Origin of the sequence: Marivita sp. S0852, assembly GCF_046591575.1 — a bacterium.
Lineage (GTDB): Bacteria > Pseudomonadota > Alphaproteobacteria > Rhodobacterales > Rhodobacteraceae > Marivita.
The window spans coordinates 455,679-474,965 of sequence record NZ_JBIQWA010000005.1; the positions used below are offsets into that span (position 1 = coordinate 455,679).

The following is a 19,287-nucleotide window of genomic DNA, read 5'->3' on the forward strand; positions in this document are numbered from 1 at the left end:
GGTTTCAATCGCGTTTGGGTCATGTTTCACAACATCAACAGCCGCCTGAAAACACAAGCCCCGAAAGCCATCTGAATGGTTCAGATGAACACTGGGCTGGCCCATCCCTTCCGAATCGCGTTTTATGGGAACAGGGCGTGAAAAATCCTGCGATGTCACATTGTTGGGGTACCGCAGGACCGGAGAGACAGAACCCGCACGCGCGTTTCCATCCGAATGGGGCCTACCCCATCAACCAATTGGGAGAAGTACATGACCATCCAAAACTTTGCTGCGGGCCTTGTTGCCGCGGCGTCGATCACCTTCGGTGGCGCTGCAATCGCGCAGGATCAGCAGTTTATTTCGATCGGCACCGGCGGCGTGACCGGTGTGTATTATCCAACCGGTGGTGCGATCTGCCGTTTGGTCAACCGGGACCGCAAAGAACACGGCATCCGCTGCGCGGTGGAGTCCACAGGCGGGTCTGTTTACAACATCAACACCATCAAAGCCGGTGAGCTTGAGTTCGGCGTCGCGCAATCCGACTGGCAGCACCATGCGTATAACGGCACGTCGCGTTTCGAAGACAACCCGTTTCCGGAAATCCGCGCGATGTTCTCGGTACATCCAGAACCGTTTACAATGGTTGTCCGCGGCGACAGCGGTATCGAAAGCTTTGAAGACCTGAAGGGAAAGCGCGTCAATGTCGGCAATCCCGGCTCTGGTCAGCGCGCAACAATGGAAGTTGTCATGGATGCCTTCGGCATGACGATGGATGATTTTGCGCTCGCAACCGAGTACAAAGGCTCTGAAATGGCCAAGCAGATCTGCGACGACAATATCGACGCGATGATCTACACAATCGGCCACCCGGCAGCCGCCATCAAGGAAGCGTCCACAACCTGTGATGTGAAACTTGTGTCTGTCACCGGAGCCCCGGTCGAAAAGCTTGTTGCTGACAACCCGTATTACCGCGTGGCCACGATTCCGGCGGGTATGTACGCAGGAACAGACACCGACACGACGACATTCGGCGTCGGCGCAACGTTTGTGACATCTGCGAACATTCCGGAAGAAACAGCATATATCGTTGCCAAGGCCGTCATGTCCAACCTTGACGATTTCCGTGGATTGCACCCGGCCTTTGCCAATCTCGATGCCGCACAGATGGTCAATGATGGCCTGTCTGCTCCGCTCCACCCCGGTGCCGAGCGCGCGTATAAAGAACTTGGTCTGATGGAATAAAGGGCGTCATGTAAGACCCACACCATCAACGCCGGCGCAGCCGCCAAGCTGCGCCGGCGTTTTGCCTGATAAAGACGCGGGAACCGCGCAACGGGGGGATAAAACCAATGACAGTGACAAAATCTGCCGAAGACATGGTCGCCGAAGCCGATACAGGCGCACGGCAAGCGGGCACCTTCGCAAACACATTGATCTTTGCGCTTTGTATCGCCTGGTCGCTGTTTCAGCTTTACATCGCCTCAAAGCTTCCCGGGGTTCTGGCGCAAGCCACGGGCGTCAGCATGTTTGCCAATATCGTTGCCCAGGCCCGGTTTGTTCACCTGGCTTTTGCCATCGCTTTGGCGACACTGGCCTTTCCCATATTCGGGCATCGGAATCGAATACCCGCCTATGACTGGGCGCTGGTCATTCTTGGAGTATCGTCCTGCCTTTACCTGGTGGTGTTCCGCTTTCAGATCGCCGACCGCCCCGGCCTTTGGAGCACATCCGACATCGTGATGTCCGCCATAGGCATGACCGTCCTGCTGATCGCTGTTTACCGGTCGCTCGGCTTGCCGCTTGTGGTCATTGCGTCGCTGTTCCTGGCGCTGGCATTCTTTGGCGGGTATTCAGAATGGGTTGGCAGCATCACCAATTACGGGGGATCGTCGTTCAGCAAGGCGATGGGCCATTACTGGATGCAGACCGAAGGTGTCTTTGGCGTTGCCCTGGGTGTGTCGACATCCATGATTTTCCTGTTCGTCCTGTTCGGTGCATTGCTTGAAAAAGCCGGTGGCGGCAATTGGTTCATCAAGGTCGCGATCTCGCTGCTGGGCACATTGCGCGGCGGCCCGGCCAAAGCGGCGGTTCTGTCGTCAATGATGACCGGCATGATTTCCGGCTCGTCTATCGCAAACACCGTCACCACTGGCACATTCACAATCCCTCTGATGAAACGCATCGGGTTTTCGTCTGAAAAAGCGGGGGCTGTAGAAGTGGCCTCTTCAACCAACGGACAGCTGACACCGCCGGTTATGGGCGCGGCGGCCTTCCTGATGGTTGAATACGTGAACATTCCCTATATCGAAGTGGTCAAACACGCGTTCCTGCCCGCCGTCATTTCCTATATCGCGTTGCTTTACATCGTCCATCTGGAAAGCCTGAAATTGCGCCTCGAAGGGCTTAAGAAGCCGGGGCGGCACATTGGCATCATGATGATCCTGATCCTGTTCCTGACCGGTTTTCTGGGGATGGCGGCGATTACCTTTATCGTTGTTGCGTTTCGCGCCGTGCTGGAGCCGATAATGCCGGGGGCCACCGTCTATCCCGCGCTGGTCCTTTTGGCAGCCGCCTATCTTGGGTTGGTGTATCTCGCGTCGAAGTACCCGGATCTGAAAGTTGATGATCCGAATGCCAAGGCGGTCTCTGCGCCTCGCTTGACGCCGACGTTCCTGGGCGGTGCCTATTTTGCCCTTCCCATTTTCGTTCTGATCTGGAACCTGATGGTCCGTACAGAACATCTTGACCGTCTTTCACCCGCGCTGTCGGCCTTTTGGGCAACAATCGCCATGATCATCGTGGCCCTTACGCACCGCCCTCTAAAGGCCATATTCCGTGGCGAGTCAGAGTTCGCAGACCAGGCCAAGGCCGGTTTTGTGGATTTTGTCGCGGGCCTTGAAAGCGGTGCGCGCAATATGATCGGGATTGGCGTCGCCACCGGGGCTGCCGGGATCATTGTCGGAACAATTTCTTTGACCGGAGCGCATCAGATCATCGGTCAGGTGATCGAAGTGATCTCTGGCGGTAATCTGATTATCCTGTTGGTGTTGGTGGCTATTCTGTCGCTCATTCTTGGCATGGGGTTGCCCACCACGGCAAACTACATCGTCGTGTCGTCGCTTATGGCACCGGTGATTGTATCGGTCGGGGCGCAATCCGGTCTGATCGTGCCGCTGATCGCAGTGCATTTGTTTGTGTTCTATTTCGGGATACTTGCGGATGATACGCCTCCTGTGGGGCTTGCCGCCTATGCTGCGGCTGCCATCTCGCGCGGGGACCCGATCAAGACTGGTGTGCAGGGCTTTGCCTATGACATCCGAACCGCGCTTTTGCCGTTTATGTTCATCTTCAACACCGACCTGTTGCTGATTGATGTCGGCCCTCTCAAAGCGGTGTTCGTGTTCTTTATGTCGCTGATTGCGATGCTGACCTTTGCCGCCGTCACTCAGGGATATTTCATCGCGAAGATCCGCAAATGGGAGGGCGCGGTCATGCTGCTTGTGGTCTTCATGCTGTTCCGTCCCGATTTCTTTCTGGACCAATGGCAAGAAAAATATACGAACTACACCGGGCAGGCCGCGATCACCGCAGTCGGGGATATCCCGGTTGGCACAGATGCACGCATCACGGTGTCCGCACCCGACTTTGACACAGGGATCGTGGGCACCAAGACCGTTGTGTTTGCCCCTGAGGCCGAAGGATCAGGGTTAGAGCGTCTTCAGGCGGTTGGTCTGTCTGTGATGGAAGACGGAGATATGCTGGTTCTGGAAGAACCCTTCCCTGGCACCCCGTTCTTTGAATCGCTGGCCAATGAATACGATTTCTACGGGAATGACCCGGCGCAGATTGCCGTGGTTCAGATCGAAAACGACCGGATGCCCAAAGAGATCTTCTTTATTCCGGCCCTCATCCTGCTGCTTATGATTGTCGGCCTTCAAAGCCGGCGCATGACACAAGCGCCATTCTAAGGAGGCTGCCATGTTCAAAAAGATTCTGGTTCCGGTCGATGTGTCACTGCCCGGTGAAACGCGCAAGCTTTTGACCCATGCCAAGGCTCTTGGCTCTCAATGGGGCAGCGACATCCACGTGGTCTGCGTTATTCCCAATGTCGGCATGCCGATCGTTGGCTCTTATCTGAGTGATGGCTTTGAAAAATCCGCGCATTCAGAAACCGAGATCGAACTGACCCGGCAAATCGAAGAGATCGGCGTCACCGCAAAAAGCTATGTGTTGCAAGGCACCGTGTATGATCGGGTGATCGCACTGGCGAATACGCTTGATGTCGATCTGATCCTGATCGGTGCCCATCAGCCGGAATTAAAAGACTATCTACTGGGGTCCAATGCGGCGCGGCTGGTGCGCCATTCGGCCAAATCGGTGCTTGTTCTGCGCGATTAGCCACTGCGAAATCGGGCAACAAACGCCAACAATTGATCGTTTTTGGCACGAAAACCGCCCCAATCGGATCACGATACCGCCCAACTTGTCCTCTATCCACCCTGCTGGGGGCGCAAGTGTGCGCATGGTCATGAGGCATTGCCTCATTGGCGCAGGTGTGCGGATGAAGGATACGTGGCGTGGCATTTACGATTACTTTTGACTACCGCTTCGACAGCAGCGGGTTCTTTGATGATCCAGCCCGACGCGCAGCCCTCGACTCTGCGGCGGACCAATGGGAAGCCGTGATCCGGGATGACTTCGACGATCTGCCCATCGGCACATCGTTCGAAATCCGCAATCCAACGTCAAACGCAATTGAAACCGTCACCCTGAGCCAATCTGTCGATGACATGATCATTTTCGTTGGGGCCACGGGTTTGTCGGGCTCGACGCTTGCGCTGGCAGGTCCGGATGGGCTTGATGCAGCGGGCGATGTGTATGCAGCTCGCATCAGTTCCAATTTTCAAAATGACGGCCCCGTCACAGATTTCGAACCGTGGGCCGGTACAATTACATTCAACCTCAACAGCGCCTGGCACTTTGGTGCGGGTGCGCCTGATCCGTCGCAAAGTGATTTCAGAACGGTTGCCACGCATGAAATCGGGCACATCCTTGGTGTCGGAACGTCCGCGACCTTTGATCGCTGGATCGTCAATGACGTTTTCACCGGCCCCAATGCAACGGCATTGAACAGTGGTGCTGGTGTGCCGCTTGAAACCGACGGTGGCCATGTGGAAGACGGGTTCGACGATGATCGGGTATTGCTTGACCCGACCCTTGTGCAAGGCACCCAGGTGCCGATCAGCGCGTTTGACAAAGCCATTCTAGCCGATATTGGCTACGACATCGCAGGGTTCTCGAAACAGGGTTCAACGCGTGCAATCTCAACCTCTGCCGGAGAGCGGATATTCGGGCGCGATGTCGATGACACCATCAATGGCCTGGGTGGTGATGACACGATCCAAGGCGGCGGCGGCAACGATGAGCTGCGCGGCGGTGCCGGAAACGACCTTTTGTCTGGCCAGGGTGGACAAGACACGTTTGTTATCGGCAGCGGCGACCGGAAAAACACCATCACAGATTTCAATTTCGAAAACGAAACCATCCGGCTTTTGAACAGCGGATTTGCAACCGCCGCCGAGGCGGCCGCTGCGGTAACAAAAACAGCCAGCAACGTGTCGCGGCTGACATTTTCGGATGGAACGACCGTCGACATTTTTCACGAGTCTCAACCTGGCACACCGCTGAACGCCTCGCATTTCAGTGTCAGCACAAATCCCAACACACCGCCAACCTTGCCAACCCCATCCAACAAATTGCCGACAGGTGACGTGACCATTTCGGGGACACTGCAAGTCGGCTCTGTGCTTACCGCGGAAACCGATACGGTACAGGATGCCAACGGATTGGGCCCGTTTTCATACACATGGTTCCGAGATGGCGCTGTAATCCCGGGAGCCACAGGTCCGACCTACACGCTGTCCGAGACAGACCTTGGGACACAGTTGCGGGTTCTGATCACATTTATCGACGGCGGTGGCCGACAGGAAACTGTCGCTAGTGCAACAACCTCGGATATCTTGCCCGCGCCGCAATTTGTGCCACCGGCTGATGAGAATACTGATGAGGATACGCCCGAAGATCAGGGCGACACCAGCACAGAAGACCCGGTCACAGACACAACTGACCAACCGGATCAGGATACAGATCAGGATACATCGGCAAACCCGGACAATAATCTTCCAATGGGCGTGCTCGTCATTCTTGGCGACGCCCGCGTCGGAGAAACCCTGACCGCACGCCCGAACGGGGTAAGCGATGCGGATGGCATTGATTACGACACCGCGAATTTCCAGTGGTTGCGAAATGGTGAAGCGATTGAGGGGGCAACGGCGCAAACCTACGACGTGACCGAGGCAGATATCGGCACAGGTATCAGCCTTCAATACAGCTATACGGATTTGGGCGGTACGGTGGAAATCCTCGTGACCGATCCAAAGCCGACTGTCCCGCCGGGAACTGTCGAAGTTCCGGGCGACACCGGGAGTGACGGCGGTGACGACAATGACGGCAGTGGAAATGAAGACCCGGGCACGCCTACACCGCCGCCGCCAGAAGAAGAAGACAATGAAACAGATGGCGTCAATGACACCTTCGTCACTGCAACACCCTTTAACGATATCTTTGCAGTGCGCCTTGGCATGGACGTCATTGATGGCGGCGGCGGCGTGGATACGGCTGTCTTTACCGGCGATCTAAGCAACTATATTCTGAACATCAGCTCGGATGGCGTCATTGTCACTGATCGACGCGATGATGGGTTGGGGACCATCCGTCTGGAAAACATCGAACGTGTCGGCTTTGAAACTGGCCTGCCGTCGACAAATGGAACGATGGACCTTCGGCAATTCACCGGTCAGACAGATCTTGATGACGCCGAATTCGTAGATTTCATCGAAATGTATATCGCGTATTTCAACCGCGCACCGGATGCGGTTGGCTTGGCCTTCTGGAGCACCGCCTACGCCAATGGCTCATCGCTTGAAGATATCGCGCGTCTGTTTGTGGACCAGGACGAAACACGCGACACCTATCCAGACGGGACAAGCAACATCCAGTTCGCATCCGAAGTATACAGCAACGTCCTGGGGCGCGCGCCCGATTACGAGGGGTTGATGTTCTGGAAAGACGCGCTGGATTCAGGAACCGTCAGTCGCGACGCGTTCATTCTTGAAATATTGCGGGGTGTTGACGCCGAACCCACGTCAGACGCAAGCGCAGTGTTTGTTGAGAAACAGCGCGCTGATCAAGATTACCTGTCGATGAAAACCGATCTGGGGGCGCTTTTCGCGGTGCATCGCGGAATGTCCGATGTTTCAGATGCCGCTGATATCATGGCACTGTTTGACGGAACACAAGACGGCTATGCAGAAGCGGTTGCGGCAATTGATGCCGCCTATACAGACGCGCTTGATGCGGAAAACGGTGAATTCCTGATGCCTCTCGTGGGTGTCTTGGATGACTCACTGATCGGCTGAACGCCAACAAATCTAAACCGAAAAAGGAGGCATCACCCCGAATGCCTCCTTTTGGTTCTGCTGGGCAAGTGCGCGGCTGGGCCTATGCGTCGACCGCGCGGTTTGCCTCTAGCCGATTGTTGACGGTCTCAACAATCCCGGACAATTCCTTGGTCGACACACCAACCTGTTGTGCGATCAACGAAACCAGCATGTCGACCCTTTCGATGCGATCTGCCCCACCATCAATCGCGCGCGCAGCGGAAGACGGCTTGAGAAGACCATTCGCTGCGTTGGCGTATTTTTCAAATGGCACACGGTCTGACGGGTCTGCGCCCAGTTTGCTGACAATATCATTGACCAATTCATAGATGCTTTCGGACAATGCCACATCGCTGTGAACCGCTTCCTTGATCGGGCGGACCCCATCGTCCAACACGCAACGGTAGTTTCCGGTCAACAACATGCTCCATTTGGCAAAGGGCACAAAGATAGAATCGAACACACGCAGTTTGACAGGGACGTCGAGACCATCCACGCGCACGGCATCAATGCCCGCTTCGAGATCACGCAAAATCTTGTTGTGCGCGTCTGATTCAAAGGGCGCTGCCTTGAAATTGGTCGGCAGACCAACATGCAGCGTGTTCGCGCCACCCTCGGGGTCGCGATAGGCCTGCGGGTCCGGGCTGCACAGGGTCACATTGCCTGGCGTAAAGCTCTTCCATGCGTCCGGGCAGGTAAAGCTTGGCTCAAGCTTGGACGTATCAAGCGCGGAGACGCGTTTGAGATAGGGCAGCGGCGGCATGTTCATAATCGACAGGCACGGCTTACCGCTTTGGGCGATCCGCTCTAGCAATGCGGTGATCGAACTATTGCAGTATTGCGGTTCCGACATGGCAAGCGCGACCATGTCGTAGTCGTCCGGATTGACCTGTTCCGGGGTCTTGGCGTCCAGATTGCCCGGCAGGTCGCCGGATTTGAACGACCGGTGCTCGTCTTCGCCGCGCAGCTTGATGCGAACATCGGTGCCTTCGGCATTGATGAGGTCTGCGGTTGCTTGTCGGCAAACAAGTGTCACGTCTTGTCCAGCCATGAGAAGCTTGGTTCCCAAAAGCGATCCGTATGACGCCCCGAGGATTACGATTTTATAGGCCATGATGTCCCTTTCCAATCTAGAGTATTTCCATGTTTGAGAAGCATAGTAGCGGGTTGAAGCGCGGATAAAAGAGACCACAGGCGCAAGATGTAAAGGTCACTCCATTTCGGAGTGACCCGCCCCTTGCGAGGGGTTCTTTTTAGGTGATGTCTGTTAGATGCCTTATTGCGCGGCTTTTGCGGCTCTGCGTTTTTTTAACATGCCGGACACAAACGGATAGGACACCAACGCGACAGCGATCAAAATGCAAACCAGCGAAATCGGGCGTTCCAGAAACGTCATCGCGTCCCCCTGGCTCGAAATAAGTGACTGCCGCAAAGAGCGTTCTGTCAACGGGCCAAGCACAATGGCAAGCACAGCCGGGGCCACCGGATAGTTCAGCTTGCGCATCAGATACCCAACACAGCCCAGCAACAGCATCATCCAGGTGTCGAACATCCGGTCTGTTGTTGCAAAAACGCCAACTACACACAGGATGAAGATAATAGGCGCAAGAATGCTGAACGGCATTGCCAATACGCGAATAAAGACCGGGATAAGCGCGATATTCAGGACCACGGTCACAAAATTCGCAACATACATAGAGCCGATCAAACCCCAGACAAAATCAGGGCTTTCAGTAAACAGCAGCGGCCCCGGGCGCAGGCCCCAGATGATCATACCGCCCAGCAGGATCGCCGTTGTCGGTGAGCCGGGAATCCCCAATGTCAGCATTGGCAACATCGATCCGGTGGATGCGGCATTGTTTGCGGCTTCGGGTGCGGCCACACCGGCCACATTGCCTTTGCCAAAGCTGTCTCCGTCTTTGGAGAACGTCTTGGCCAAACCATAAGACATCAGAGAGGCCGGTGTTGCGCCTGCAGCGGGCAATGTGCCGACAAAAAAGCCCAAGACCGAACCCATCGTCGTAACCGGCAGGTACTTTTTTGTCTGTTTGAGACCAGCCTTGATCCTACTCCAGCCGAAATCCACCTTGTGCATCCGAATGGCACCTTTGGTGTGTTCCAGCGTCCAGATCATCTCGCCGATACCGTAGATGCCGATTGCAAGAACAAGGAACGGGATACCGCGCTGGAATTCAACCATGTCAAAGAAAATCAGGCGCGGCTGGCCGGAAATAATGTCAAACCCGATCGCCGCCATGACAAGGCCAACAAGGATCGAGAAAATTGTCTTGGGGATGTCATCCCCGCCAAGCCCGATGAACGTGGCAAAGGCAAGCAGCATCAAGGCAAATTCTTCTTGTGGCCCAAACTTCAAAGCAAAGGCCGCAAGCGGCGGGGCAAATCCGGTGAACAGGATGACAGAGATCGTGCCACCAATGAAAGACGCAATGGCAGCGGCCATCAATGCCTGATCCGCGCGACCGGACTGCGCCATTGGTCTGCCATCAAACACCGTCGCCACGGCCGTAGACGCCCCTGGAATACCCAATGTGATAGAGCTTACCGCGCCGCCATACATCGCCCCGTAGTACAACGCGGCAAGAAAGATGATTGCGGCAGTGGGTGGCACGAGAAAGGTTACGGGCAAAAGGATTGCCACACCGTTGACTGACCCAAGTCCCGGCATTGCTCCGATGAACAATCCCGCGAAACAGCCAAGAAAGATCATGGCGAGGTTGAGCGGCTCGAAGGATTGTAACAATCCGGCAGCCAGCAAGCTAAGTATGGTATCCATGGCGTGTAACCTATTGTGTTTCTGGCAATTTCGGGTGGGGTTCAGGACATTATCGAGTAACGGAAGTCATCAATATGGAGGAAGATGTTCTCGAAAAATGGCAAGCCGCGCGGGAGGTATTTGTTCAACGCCACCTCAAACAACATGTAGATTGCAACCGGCATTGCGAAAACAACTGTCAGGGTGATCGGCCATTTGTGCCGCCCAATCCCTTTTACGTAGAAAAGCAGGAACAGCATCATTGAAAAGTAAAGACCAATAACAGAGGTCAAAAGCAGCAGACCAAAAATCGCAGAAACCGTAATCCCGACGATAAAGACCGTTTCAGGATCAATATAAGGATTTTCATTACGGGACTCGGGCGTTGTACCCCGGAACCATCTTATGATCGTCCAGAGAGAGGCCAACGCCATGCCTGCCGATAACCAGAACGGCCACATGCCAGCACCCGGCCCCCTGCCTTCCAGCCAGCCAATGGTGAGGTCATTGGAGATGACGTTATACATCAATCCAAAAGACAGCAGGAGCGTGCAGATACCCATTAGCAATTCGGCGGTACGAACAGACATGTTATTCCTCCGTTTCCAAGCAGCTTGAAAGCAAAAACTTCCTGACTGCGACGCAAGACGCGTTGCAGTTGGTGTGTGTACCAGCTGGCTTGATAAGACTGTTATCGTCCCCCCGAGTGAGCGCGTCACTCGGAGGATATCGTTTTATTTGGACATGATACTGTCGGCACCAACGGCCTCGATCAGTTCCACATGACGCTGTAATTGTTGGTCATGGAATTCTGCCAGCGCATCACCCGACAACCATTGATCACATGTCAGACCGTCTGACTTACAATAGTCCTGCCACTCCTGCGAATTGAAGAGTTCTTCAAACAGGTTCTGATACCAGGCGATGGCCTCGGGATCCATTCCGGCAGGGCCACTGATCGACCGCTGCATGTAGTATTCGATGTCGACACCCAGCTCTTTGGCTGTTGGAACATCCTCAAACGGGGCTGTCCGTTCACCATTGAATTGAACCAAAGGCTTGGAGTTTCCAGCGCGCCAGAATTCCATTTGCTCGGACGGGTTGTTCACGGTGGAGTCGATCTGGTTGCCGACCAGGTTTTTGGCCACTGTGCCGCCACCGGGGAACGGAATATACGTCACTTCATATCCCAGTTCTTTTTCCATCATCGCCGTCAGAATGGAATCTTCCTGGCCCGATCCCGTGCCACCAACTTTCCAAGTGCCGCCGGCGTCTTTGACAGTCGCGACATAGCTGTCCAGATCGGTGACATCTTCGCGTTCTGTGTTCACCCAAAGCAGGAATGTATCCATCGCCATACGGCCAATTGGCGCGAATGACGTGATATCAATGTCCAGCTCTTCTTGAATGATTGGCGTTGTGTAAAAGCTATTCAACGCAACCATAAGCGTATGATTGTCGCCTTCTTTGCCTTTGAGATAAGACAAAGCTTCAGCACCCGAGCCACCAGGTTTGTTGATCGGAATGAACGGACGCGGGCTCATATCGTTTTTCTGGATAAGCCCCTGAAGCAAACGCGCGATCTGATCGGCCCCACCACCGGTGCCCGCCATGATTATGAACTCGACAGGTTTACGCGGTTGCCATTCTGCCATCGCTGCTGGTGCCATTATCGCTAATGCGGCAGCACTGGTTGCTAAAGTTTTCCAAATTTTCATCTTTACCTCCCTTGGGGTTTTACAGTCTTTGGCGTCTCAGTTTGACTGAACGCCGCGAAGAACGACTCATATTATTACGAGTTTCTGTCTCCGCTTTTCGTTTGTCGTCGAAGTCTCCTCCCCATGTCTTTCGTTCCATCATTATGTCAGTGGACCATCACCACCGGAATCTTAGCCTCGGCCACGATTGTTGCAGAGTTTCCGCCAAGCAAAGATTCGCGTTCATAGCGGTCATGGTACGCGCCCATGATCATCACATCCGCATTCACTTCGCTACATTTTTTAAGCAATTCTCGCCCGACATTCCCCTGGCCCTTAAAGTTCAGAATGTCAGCCGTCACACCGCGCCGCGACAGATAAACGCTGAAATCTTCGGCGGTTGCGGCATGTTGGCTTTTGCCACCGGTCAGAATCGTGACCTTTTCAGCGGATTCAATCAGCGGCATCGCCATTGCCGCAGCTCTGGACGCCTCGATCGATCCATTCCAGGCGATTGCAACATGTTTGCCAAGATCCGGTGGCACCTGATCTGTGTCCGGACATACCATCACGGGCCGACCGGACGAGAACAGCGCCGATTTCAGCGTATTGAAACCAAGGTCTTCTTCCCGGCTGGGCTTTGCCACACAGATCAGGTCCGACAGTCGGCCAAAATATCTTACGGCATCCACCTGTTTGCCCTCATATTCGTGGAACTTGGTGGTGGCTTTGTTCATTTCCGCATCTTGTTCGCTGATGCCATGCTTGGCCGCATCAGCTTTGTATTTTTCGTAAACGATATCATGTGCGGTATCGGCGGTATGTTTGGCGGCCTTTTCGATTTGCTCGCGCAGGAAGCCTGGCACAACAACGCCAAAAGGCATCAAGTCTTCTGCCTTGGGATGACAATGCACCGTTTTGATATGGGCACCAAATCGACGCGCAAGAGCCGCCGCATGTGCAAATAGAACAGGGCCTTTACCGTCGCCCCGAACAGGGACCATTATCGTATGAAGCGTGCTGCTGGTCATATCAGAACATTCCGTCAATCAGGCCGTCATCATAGATGCAGATAAACTCTGCTGACGGCATTTCTGGCAAGCCCGTAACGGACTTCGGCGTGATCCCGCCACAGTCTGGCAAATTGACGGCACCCCTGGCGGCAAAGCGCATTTCACTCTGGGCAGGCCGACACCAATACCGTGACGCCGCATCCAATTCGGCACCGATTTCACAAATTGGCCGCGCTTGGTTCGCATGTTGTATTTCAAAGCCAGACATGTGTTTCCAATTCTATTCTGGAAAACCCGGATGCTGTTTTAGGTCCCAAAGGTATCGCCAGGTTTCAATCCGATTTGCGCCGCCCATTCCGAAGCCGACATCTTGGCCTGACCTGCAGGCCGCACACGCTTTACGAGAATACGTCCGCCGACACATTGAACAGCAATTCCATCTTCGCTGATCTCGCGCACGCGTCCGGATATCCCGTCTCCTTTGACCAAAGCGCTGTCAAAGATCCCGATTTCTGCACCGTTATATGTCGTCCAGGCACCCGGTGCCGGGTTGGTTCCGCGGATCAGGTTGTAAACCTGATGCACAGGCGCGTGCCATTTCACCTGCGCATGGGCTTTGGTGCAGCGGCGTTCATACGTGGCTTGCGCTTCATCCGGCACGATCCTGGGTGGATTGCCACTGCGAAACAAGTCGCACACCGTCAGCACGCTATTCACGGCATGCGGGTAAATCTTGTTAAAATACAGCTGGATCACGGTATCATCCGGGTCAATCGGGCATTCCCATTGCAACAAACTGTCACCTTCGTCCAAACCGTCTGTCGGGTAAAACCAGGAATATCCAGATTTGGTTGACCCCATAATGATAGGCCAATTCACCGCAGACGGCCCTCGATGCAAAGGCAGCAGGGATGGATGAAAACAGATTGATCCCAGTTTTGGCGTCTCTCGGGCGGCTTCCGGGACAAAGACATTCACGAAAGCCATGATCATAAGATCTGCGTTATACCCAGCCAGCGTGTCAATCGCTGACTGGGAATCGAAATTTGCAGGCTGATGAACCGGCAGACCCTTTTCCAAAGCAAACTCTTTGATCGGATCAACCGGTTTGCCTTCTTTATCGGGCTCACAATAAACAGCAACAACCTCGTCGGTGCCCGTCTCCAGCAGTTTGGCAAGCACATCCTTGCCGAAGGCTTGCTGTCCCATGACGATCAGTTTCATTGTTTCCCCCCGATTGTGAAGCATGTGTTCCGCTTCGTTTCAGCCTGTTTTGTCGATCAATTGCTGGCTTTTCCGACGGCACCTGACTCCATGATGCGCGTCAGATCATCGGCCCCATAGCCCAAAACCTGTTCAAGAATTTCAACCGTGTGTTCCCCCAACAAAGGAGAGCGGGTCACTTCGACCGGGCTGTCTGACAATTTGATTGGGCATCCCACGGACGTGTATTGACCACGTTCGGGATGATCGACGTCGACAATGGTTCCGGTCTTGCGAAGACCGTCATCTTCCATGATTTCCTTGGTCGACAGAATGGGACCCACGGGAATGTCATGCGGGTTGCAGATTTCCATGACCTCGAACTTGGTCTTGGTCATCGTCCACTGCTCGATCCGTTCGAAAATCTCATCCAGCTTGTCAAGCCGCTCTGGCGGGGTGGCGTAGCCTTCTTTGGTTTTCCACTCGGGCTCTCCGATAACATCGCACACCTTTTCCCAAACCGCGGCCTGCGTGATGAAATAGGTGTAGGCGTTCGGATCGGTTTCCCATCCTTTGCATTTCAGAATACGACCTGGCTGGCCCCCACCGGAATCATTACCGGCCCGTGGAGTTGCCTCGCCAAATGGCTCGCCTGCCCCGTATTGCGAATATTCTGTCAAAGGCCCTGCCTGAAGGCGTTGCTGATCGCGAAGCTTTACCCGGCAGAGATTGATCACGCCGTCCTGCATCGGTGCCAGAACCTTTTGCCCACGGCCGCTTTTTTCCCTTTGGAACAACGCAGTCACGATACCCAAAGCAAGATGCAGCCCCGTTCCGCTATCGCCAATCTGCGCACCGGTGACCAAAGGCGGGCCATCGCGGAATCCGGTTGTGGATGCAGACCCGCCCGCGCACTGGGCGACGTTTTCATAGACTTTGCAGTCTTCATATTTACCCGGACCAAACCCTTTGACCGACGCCATGATGATCCTTGGATTGATCTCCTGGATGCGCTCCCAGGAAAACCCCATACGATCCAACGCGCCCGGCGCAAAGTTTTCGACCAGAACGTCACATTCCTCGATCAGTCGGGTCAGGATTTCCTTGCCCGTTTCGTTCTTGGAATTCAGCTCGATCGACCGCTTGTTGTGGTTCAGCATTGTGAAATAAAGCGAATCTGCCCCCGGCACATCAACAAGTTGCTTGCGTGTCGCATCACCAACACCCGGGCGTTCGACCTTGATCACATCTGCCCCGAACCATGCCAGCAACTGGGTGCAGGTCGGGCCCGATTGTACATGTGTGAAGTCGAGGATTTTAACGCCGTCCAAAGCTTTCATGTTTATCTTTCCTACGTGTTAAGGTGTTGTCTTGGCTGCACCATGGTCAGTTGCCTTCGGCTTCTGCAGCACGTGTTTGCGCAACGATTGACTGTGGGTTCAGGCTACCGATATTTCCGCTTTCCTTGCCCGCCGCTTCGTCGATGATCGCATTGATCAAGGTGGGCTTGCCGGTTTTCAATGCCGTCAGGATGCCCCGCTTCAAGTCATCCGGCGATGTTGCATAGATACCAACGCCGCCAAACGCCTCCATCATTTTCTCGTATCGGGAATCTTTGACAAATGCCGTGGTTGCCGGATCGTCACCGCCCGAGAGGTTTTCGTCATCCCCGCGATAGATCCCGTTATTGTTGAAGATCACAACACAGATGGGCAGATCGTAGCGACAGATCGTTTCAATCTCCATGCCGCAGAACCCAAAAGCGCTGTCGCCTTCAACCGCGATAACCGGGCAGCCGGTTTCGACAGCAGCCGCAACCGCAGATCCCATACCAACGCCCATAACGCCCCAAGTGCCAACATCCAGACGTTTCCGCGGCTTGTGCATGTCGACAATCGAACGCGCAAAATCGAGCGTGTTGGCACCTTCATTCACCAAAATCGTGTCCGGATGATCCTCGAACACTTTTTTGATCACGCCCAGGGCCGAGTGATAATTCATTGGCACCGAATTGTTCTGCAACCGTGATGCCATTTTCTGGATGTTGCCATCAACTTTGGCCCGGATTGCCCCGGTCCAATCCGCAGAGGGTTTCTCCCAATCCGCCCCCATCGCATCAATCAAAGCCTGCGCACAGGATTCGACATCCCCGACCAGCGGGGCTGCGATTTCCACATTGCTGTCCATCTCTTTTGGCTCAATGTCGATCTGAATGAATTTCTTGGAATGGGGAGCGCCCCATTGTTTCCCCTTGCCGTGGCTCAGCAACCAGTTCAGTCGCGCCCCAAGCATCAAAACAACATCCGTCTCTTTAAGCACCAAAGACCGCGCCGCCGAGGCCGATTGCGGATGTGTGTCAGGCAAAAGTCCTTTTGCCATGGACATCGGCAAATACGGAATGCCGGATTTCTCGATCAATTCCCGGACAACATCGTCCGCCTGAACATAGGACGCCCCTTTGCCCATGATAATGAGGGGCTTTTTCGCACTTTTCAGAACGTCGATGGCCCGCGCGACCGCATCGGGTGCCGGCAGTTGTTTGGGGGCAGGATCAATCACTTTGACCAGGGAATTCTTGCCTTCAATGGCATCCATAGTCTGCCCTAAAAGCGAACCGGGTATGTCAAGATAAACACCGCCCGGACGTCCGGTGACTGCAGCCCGGATCGCCCGTGCCACACCGATCCCGATGTCTTCTGCGTGCAGGATGCGATACGCTGCTTTACACAGCGGCTTCGCGATGGCCAGCTGGTCCATCTCTTCGTAATCACCTTGCATAAGATCAACGACTTCGCGCTCGGACGATCCGGATATCAGGATCATCGGCCAGCAATTCGTGGTCGCATTGGCCAACGCGGTCAAACCATTCAGAAATCCGGGGGCCGATACGGTCATGCACACACCCGGCTTTTTCGTCAAAAACCCTGCTGCCGATGCCGCATAGCCTGCATGCTGCTCGTGTCGGAAAGACAGAACGCGAATCCCTTCTCTCTGGGCGTAGCGCCCCAGATCGGTGATTGGAATGCCCGGAACGTTGTAAATCGTCTCAACGCCATTCAGCTTCAACGCATCTATAAGCAGATGAAAGCCGTCCGTTAAGGTTTCAGGCGCGACAGTGTTTTCACTTAATTCTGGATTCGTACTAGCGAGTGACATTTCTTTCCTCCCGGTTCCGCCCGCGACTTATGTCGCTTTATGCGGTCTTTGCTTTGTCTTTCTGAGCAAGCTCCAATCGTGTCCATGTTTTGCGGACATGTTCATGCAACCTCATCGTATGCTCTCGCACCCGTGCTGCGGCTGCATCCGCATCGCGCGCCTCAAGCGCCTCGATGATTTCGGCGTGATCCACGACGGATCTTTCGATCCGATCCCCCTCTCCCATTGCGCGCATCCGAACGGCGTGCATGTGCAGAAACAGCCCCTCAGCCATAACCTTGAGAAGCGCACAATGCGAAATTTCCAGTATCCTGAGGTGAAACTTGATGTTGTCATCTGAATACTCGGAAATCCGCGTCGGCGATTCCTTATCGTTGTGCCGTGACGCAATCTTGCGCAGAGACTCTATCTCTGCATCCGTCGCTTCGGTCGCAGCGATCCGTGCCGCCATACTTTCAAGCGCCGCCCAGGCGACGATCATCTCAAGTATCTCGTTCAAACTCTTGCGCAGCAGAAACACACCCTTGCGCGGCACCACCGAAACCAGGCCCTCGCTCTCCAACCGTGCGATGGCGTCCCGCAATGGCGTCCGCGACACCTCAAGCTGCTCTGCCAAAGACCGCTCATCCAGCCGCAGATCCGTATCCGCGCTGTAGATATCCATCTCTGTTATCGCTTCCCGCAACCGTTCGTACACGTGATCTTTCAGCGTGAAATTCGTTGCGATCGGTCGCAGCTTCATGTGTGTCTCCAGCTTTTCCAGACGTGCCGACTGTCCAATTGACCACTGGTATACCATAGACCAAATACTACGAAACGGCAATTCCTATCTTCAACCGTCTACGCTGCACATGCGAAACGAGCAAAAAATCACAGAATAAATCAGCCGGGGTCTCGACATAGGTTAATATTTTACGGAACCGCTATGTCGTTGCGCGAAGCTATCCCAAAATCAGGATCAAGGCATTGTTAAAGTTTCATTTTATACAAAACCTCAAACCTGTTCTCCGAAGGCTTTGGAAAGCTGAGATTGCCGAAAATGCCGCCCCGCAGCATCTACAATCTGCTAAACTCCCTCACATCGTCTCATGAGCCACTGCAGCGATTCGCAGCTTTACCTCACACCGGACAAACAAACTTGATGTGAATATTTCCTCATGGTATGTGGCATACCAAGCGCCGGAAATTTTCTTTACTGCGCATCAGGAGAGACCGCATATGCTCATCCGGGCAAAGGAATCCATACTTGTCATAATCGACATGCAGGAACGACTGGTGCCCGCAATGCAGGCACCTGCGCGCACAATCCGTAACGCCCGCACACTCCTGTCTGCCGCCACCGAGATCGGGGTTCCGGTCATTATCACGGAACAATATCCCACGGGCCTAGGGCGTACAGTTCCCGAGCTTTCCAATCCGGATCATGCGGTTTTCATCGAAAAGATGCACTTTTCGTGCATGGAGGAAGATACCTTTGCCCAAGCCGTCGAAAAATCCGGGCGCACCCAAATCATTCTCGCTGGGATGGAGGCGCATATTTGCGTTGTTCAGACAGCGGCCAGCCTGATTGAACAAAACTACGAGGTTTTCGTCGTCTCTGACGCCACCGCGTCACGCACTCTGGACAGTGAACAGGCCTGTCTCGCACGTCTGAGCAGCAGTGGCGTGGGTATTGTGACAACAGAAATGGTCGTTTTCGAATGGCTGGGCAAGGCAGGCACGCCCGCATTCAAAAAACTTTTACCGCTTATCAAATAACAAAAAACGTTAGGTCAGTCACATCTGATCTGGCGGGTGCACGCTGCACCAACCTAAGGAGGACCAGATGAACATACACGAATACCAGGCGAAAGCGTTGCTTCGCAGTTATGGGGCACCTGTGTCTGAGGGGCGTGTTGTCCTGAGGGCTGAGGAGGCGAAGACGGCGGCGGGGGCGTTGGATGGTCCGCTTTGGGTTGTGAAGG

16 protein-coding genes are annotated in these 19,287 nt (G+C 54.4%); 6 read left to right on the forward strand and 10 right to left on the reverse strand.

The window, feature by feature from the left end:
• The first annotated feature begins 252 nt into the window (after window positions 1-252).
• From ACG74X_RS14035 to ACG74X_RS14050, 4 genes are all read left to right on the forward strand, one after another.
• Complete coding sequence (locus tag ACG74X_RS14035) at window positions 253-1,224, forward strand: TAXI family TRAP transporter solute-binding subunit (RefSeq protein ID WP_411235590.1); 972 nt, start codon at window positions 253-255, stop codon at window positions 1,222-1,224.
• 107 nt (window positions 1,225-1,331) lie between these two features.
• Window positions 1,332-3,950: a TRAP transporter permease gene (locus tag ACG74X_RS14040; RefSeq protein WP_411235592.1), complete on the forward strand. Its 2,619-nt coding sequence runs from the start codon at window positions 1,332-1,334 to the stop codon at window positions 3,948-3,950.
• A gap of 10 nt (window positions 3,951-3,960) precedes the next feature.
• Complete coding sequence (locus tag ACG74X_RS14045; protein WP_411235594.1) at window positions 3,961-4,380, forward strand: universal stress protein; 420 nt, start codon at window positions 3,961-3,963, stop codon at window positions 4,378-4,380.
• A 179-nt stretch (window positions 4,381-4,559) separates the two neighbouring features.
• Complete coding sequence (locus ACG74X_RS14050) at window positions 4,560-7,460, forward strand: DUF4214 domain-containing protein (RefSeq protein ID WP_411235595.1); 2,901 nt, start codon at window positions 4,560-4,562, stop codon at window positions 7,458-7,460.
• Window positions 7,461-7,542: 82 nt separating this feature from the next.
• On the opposite strand, the gene ACG74X_RS14055 is transcribed toward ACG74X_RS14050, so the two are convergent.
• The 10 genes from ACG74X_RS14055 to ACG74X_RS14100 form a co-directional block, all read right to left on the reverse strand.
• The gene (locus ACG74X_RS14055; RefSeq protein WP_411235597.1) at window positions 7,543-8,595 is read right to left on the reverse strand and encodes a ketopantoate reductase family protein; all 1,053 of its coding nucleotides are present in this window, start codon (window positions 8,593-8,595) and stop codon (window positions 7,543-7,545) included.
• Window positions 8,596-8,757: 162 nt separating this feature from the next.
• Window positions 8,758-10,275 carry a tripartite tricarboxylate transporter permease gene (locus tag ACG74X_RS14060; RefSeq protein ID WP_411235599.1) on the reverse strand — a complete coding sequence of 506 codons (1,518 nt, stop codon included), beginning with the start codon at window positions 10,273-10,275 and terminating at the stop codon, window positions 8,758-8,760.
• A 41-nt stretch (window positions 10,276-10,316) separates the two neighbouring features.
• Window positions 10,317-10,844: a tripartite tricarboxylate transporter TctB family protein gene (locus ACG74X_RS14065; RefSeq protein ID WP_411235601.1), complete on the reverse strand. Its 528-nt coding sequence runs from the start codon at window positions 10,842-10,844 to the stop codon at window positions 10,317-10,319.
• Window positions 10,845-10,988: 144 nt separating this feature from the next.
• Window positions 10,989-11,924: a Bug family tripartite tricarboxylate transporter substrate binding protein gene (locus tag ACG74X_RS14070; RefSeq protein ID WP_411235603.1), complete on the reverse strand. Its 936-nt coding sequence runs from the start codon at window positions 11,922-11,924 to the stop codon at window positions 10,989-10,991.
• 194 nt (window positions 11,925-12,118) lie between these two features.
• The gene (locus ACG74X_RS14075) at window positions 12,119-12,982 is read right to left on the reverse strand and encodes a universal stress protein (RefSeq protein ID WP_411235604.1); all 864 of its coding nucleotides are present in this window, start codon (window positions 12,980-12,982) and stop codon (window positions 12,119-12,121) included.
• A gap of 1 nt (window position 12,983) precedes the next feature.
• Window positions 12,984-13,232 (reverse strand): hypothetical protein, encoded by a 249-nt coding sequence (locus ACG74X_RS14080; RefSeq protein ID WP_411235606.1) that lies wholly within the window; start codon window positions 13,230-13,232, stop codon window positions 12,984-12,986.
• Between the two features lie 38 nt (window positions 13,233-13,270).
• On the reverse strand, window positions 13,271-14,188 hold the full coding sequence (locus ACG74X_RS14085) for a methionyl-tRNA formyltransferase (RefSeq protein ID WP_411235607.1): 918 nt from the start codon (window positions 14,186-14,188) through the stop codon (window positions 13,271-13,273).
• 56 nt (window positions 14,189-14,244) lie between these two features.
• Complete coding sequence (frc, locus tag ACG74X_RS14090) at window positions 14,245-15,507, reverse strand: formyl-CoA transferase (protein ID WP_411235608.1); 1,263 nt, start codon at window positions 15,505-15,507, stop codon at window positions 14,245-14,247.
• A 46-nt stretch (window positions 15,508-15,553) separates the two neighbouring features.
• A complete protein-coding gene (oxc, locus tag ACG74X_RS14095; protein WP_411235609.1) occupies window positions 15,554-17,323 on the reverse strand; it encodes an oxalyl-CoA decarboxylase in 1,770 nt (589 codons plus the stop codon).
• A 37-nt stretch (window positions 17,324-17,360) separates the two neighbouring features.
• Window positions 17,361-18,065: a GntR family transcriptional regulator gene (locus tag ACG74X_RS14100; protein ID WP_411235611.1), complete on the reverse strand. Its 705-nt coding sequence runs from the start codon at window positions 18,063-18,065 to the stop codon at window positions 17,361-17,363.
• Between the two features lie 476 nt (window positions 18,066-18,541).
• On the opposite strand from ACG74X_RS14100, the gene ACG74X_RS14105 reads away from it, so the two are divergent.
• Window positions 18,542-19,081 carry a hydrolase gene (locus ACG74X_RS14105; RefSeq protein WP_411235612.1) on the forward strand — a complete coding sequence of 180 codons (540 nt, stop codon included), beginning with the start codon at window positions 18,542-18,544 and terminating at the stop codon, window positions 19,079-19,081.
• A gap of 67 nt (window positions 19,082-19,148) precedes the next feature.
• Window positions 19,149-19,287: ATP-grasp domain-containing protein (locus ACG74X_RS14110; RefSeq protein WP_411235640.1), on the forward strand; the 139-nt coding region annotated here is incomplete at its 3' end.

Bases quoted from the DNA above. Each gene is read 5' to 3' on its own strand.
- ACG74X_RS14065 (WP_411235601.1), bottom strand. From the start codon at position 10,844: ATGTCTGTTCGTACCGCCGAATTGCTAATGGGTATCTGCACGCTCCTG.
- ACG74X_RS14075 (WP_411235604.1), bottom strand. From the start codon at position 12,982: ATGACCAGCAGCACGCTTCATACGATAATGGTCCCTGTTCGGGGCGAC.
- ACG74X_RS14070 (WP_411235603.1), bottom strand. From the start codon at position 11,924: ATGGCACCAGCAGCGATGGCAGAATGGCAACCGCGTAAACCTGTCGAG.
- frc (WP_411235608.1), bottom strand. From the start codon at position 15,507: ATGAAAGCTTTGGACGGCGTTAAAATCCTCGACTTCACACATGTACAA.
- ACG74X_RS14085 (WP_411235607.1), bottom strand. From the start codon at position 14,188: ATGAAACTGATCGTCATGGGACAGCAAGCCTTCGGCAAGGATGTGCTT.
- ACG74X_RS14045 (WP_411235594.1), top strand. From the start codon at position 3,961: ATGTTCAAAAAGATTCTGGTTCCGGTCGATGTGTCACTGCCCGGTGAA.
- ACG74X_RS14060 (WP_411235599.1), bottom strand. From the start codon at position 10,275: ATGGATACCATACTTAGCTTGCTGGCTGCCGGATTGTTACAATCCTTC.
- oxc (WP_411235609.1), bottom strand. From the start codon at position 17,323: ATGTCACTCGCTAGTACGAATCCAGAATTAAGTGAAAACACTGTCGCG.
- ACG74X_RS14100 (WP_411235611.1), bottom strand. From the start codon at position 18,065: ATGAAGCTGCGACCGATCGCAACGAATTTCACGCTGAAAGATCACGTG.
- ACG74X_RS14040 (WP_411235592.1), top strand. From the start codon at position 1,332: ATGACAGTGACAAAATCTGCCGAAGACATGGTCGCCGAAGCCGATACA.
- ACG74X_RS14080 (WP_411235606.1), bottom strand. From the start codon at position 13,232: ATGTCTGGCTTTGAAATACAACATGCGAACCAAGCGCGGCCAATTTGT.
- ACG74X_RS14105 (WP_411235612.1), top strand. From the start codon at position 18,542: ATGCTCATCCGGGCAAAGGAATCCATACTTGTCATAATCGACATGCAG.
- ACG74X_RS14055 (WP_411235597.1), bottom strand. From the start codon at position 8,595: ATGGCCTATAAAATCGTAATCCTCGGGGCGTCATACGGATCGCTTTTG.
- ACG74X_RS14035 (WP_411235590.1), top strand. From the start codon at position 253: ATGACCATCCAAAACTTTGCTGCGGGCCTTGTTGCCGCGGCGTCGATC.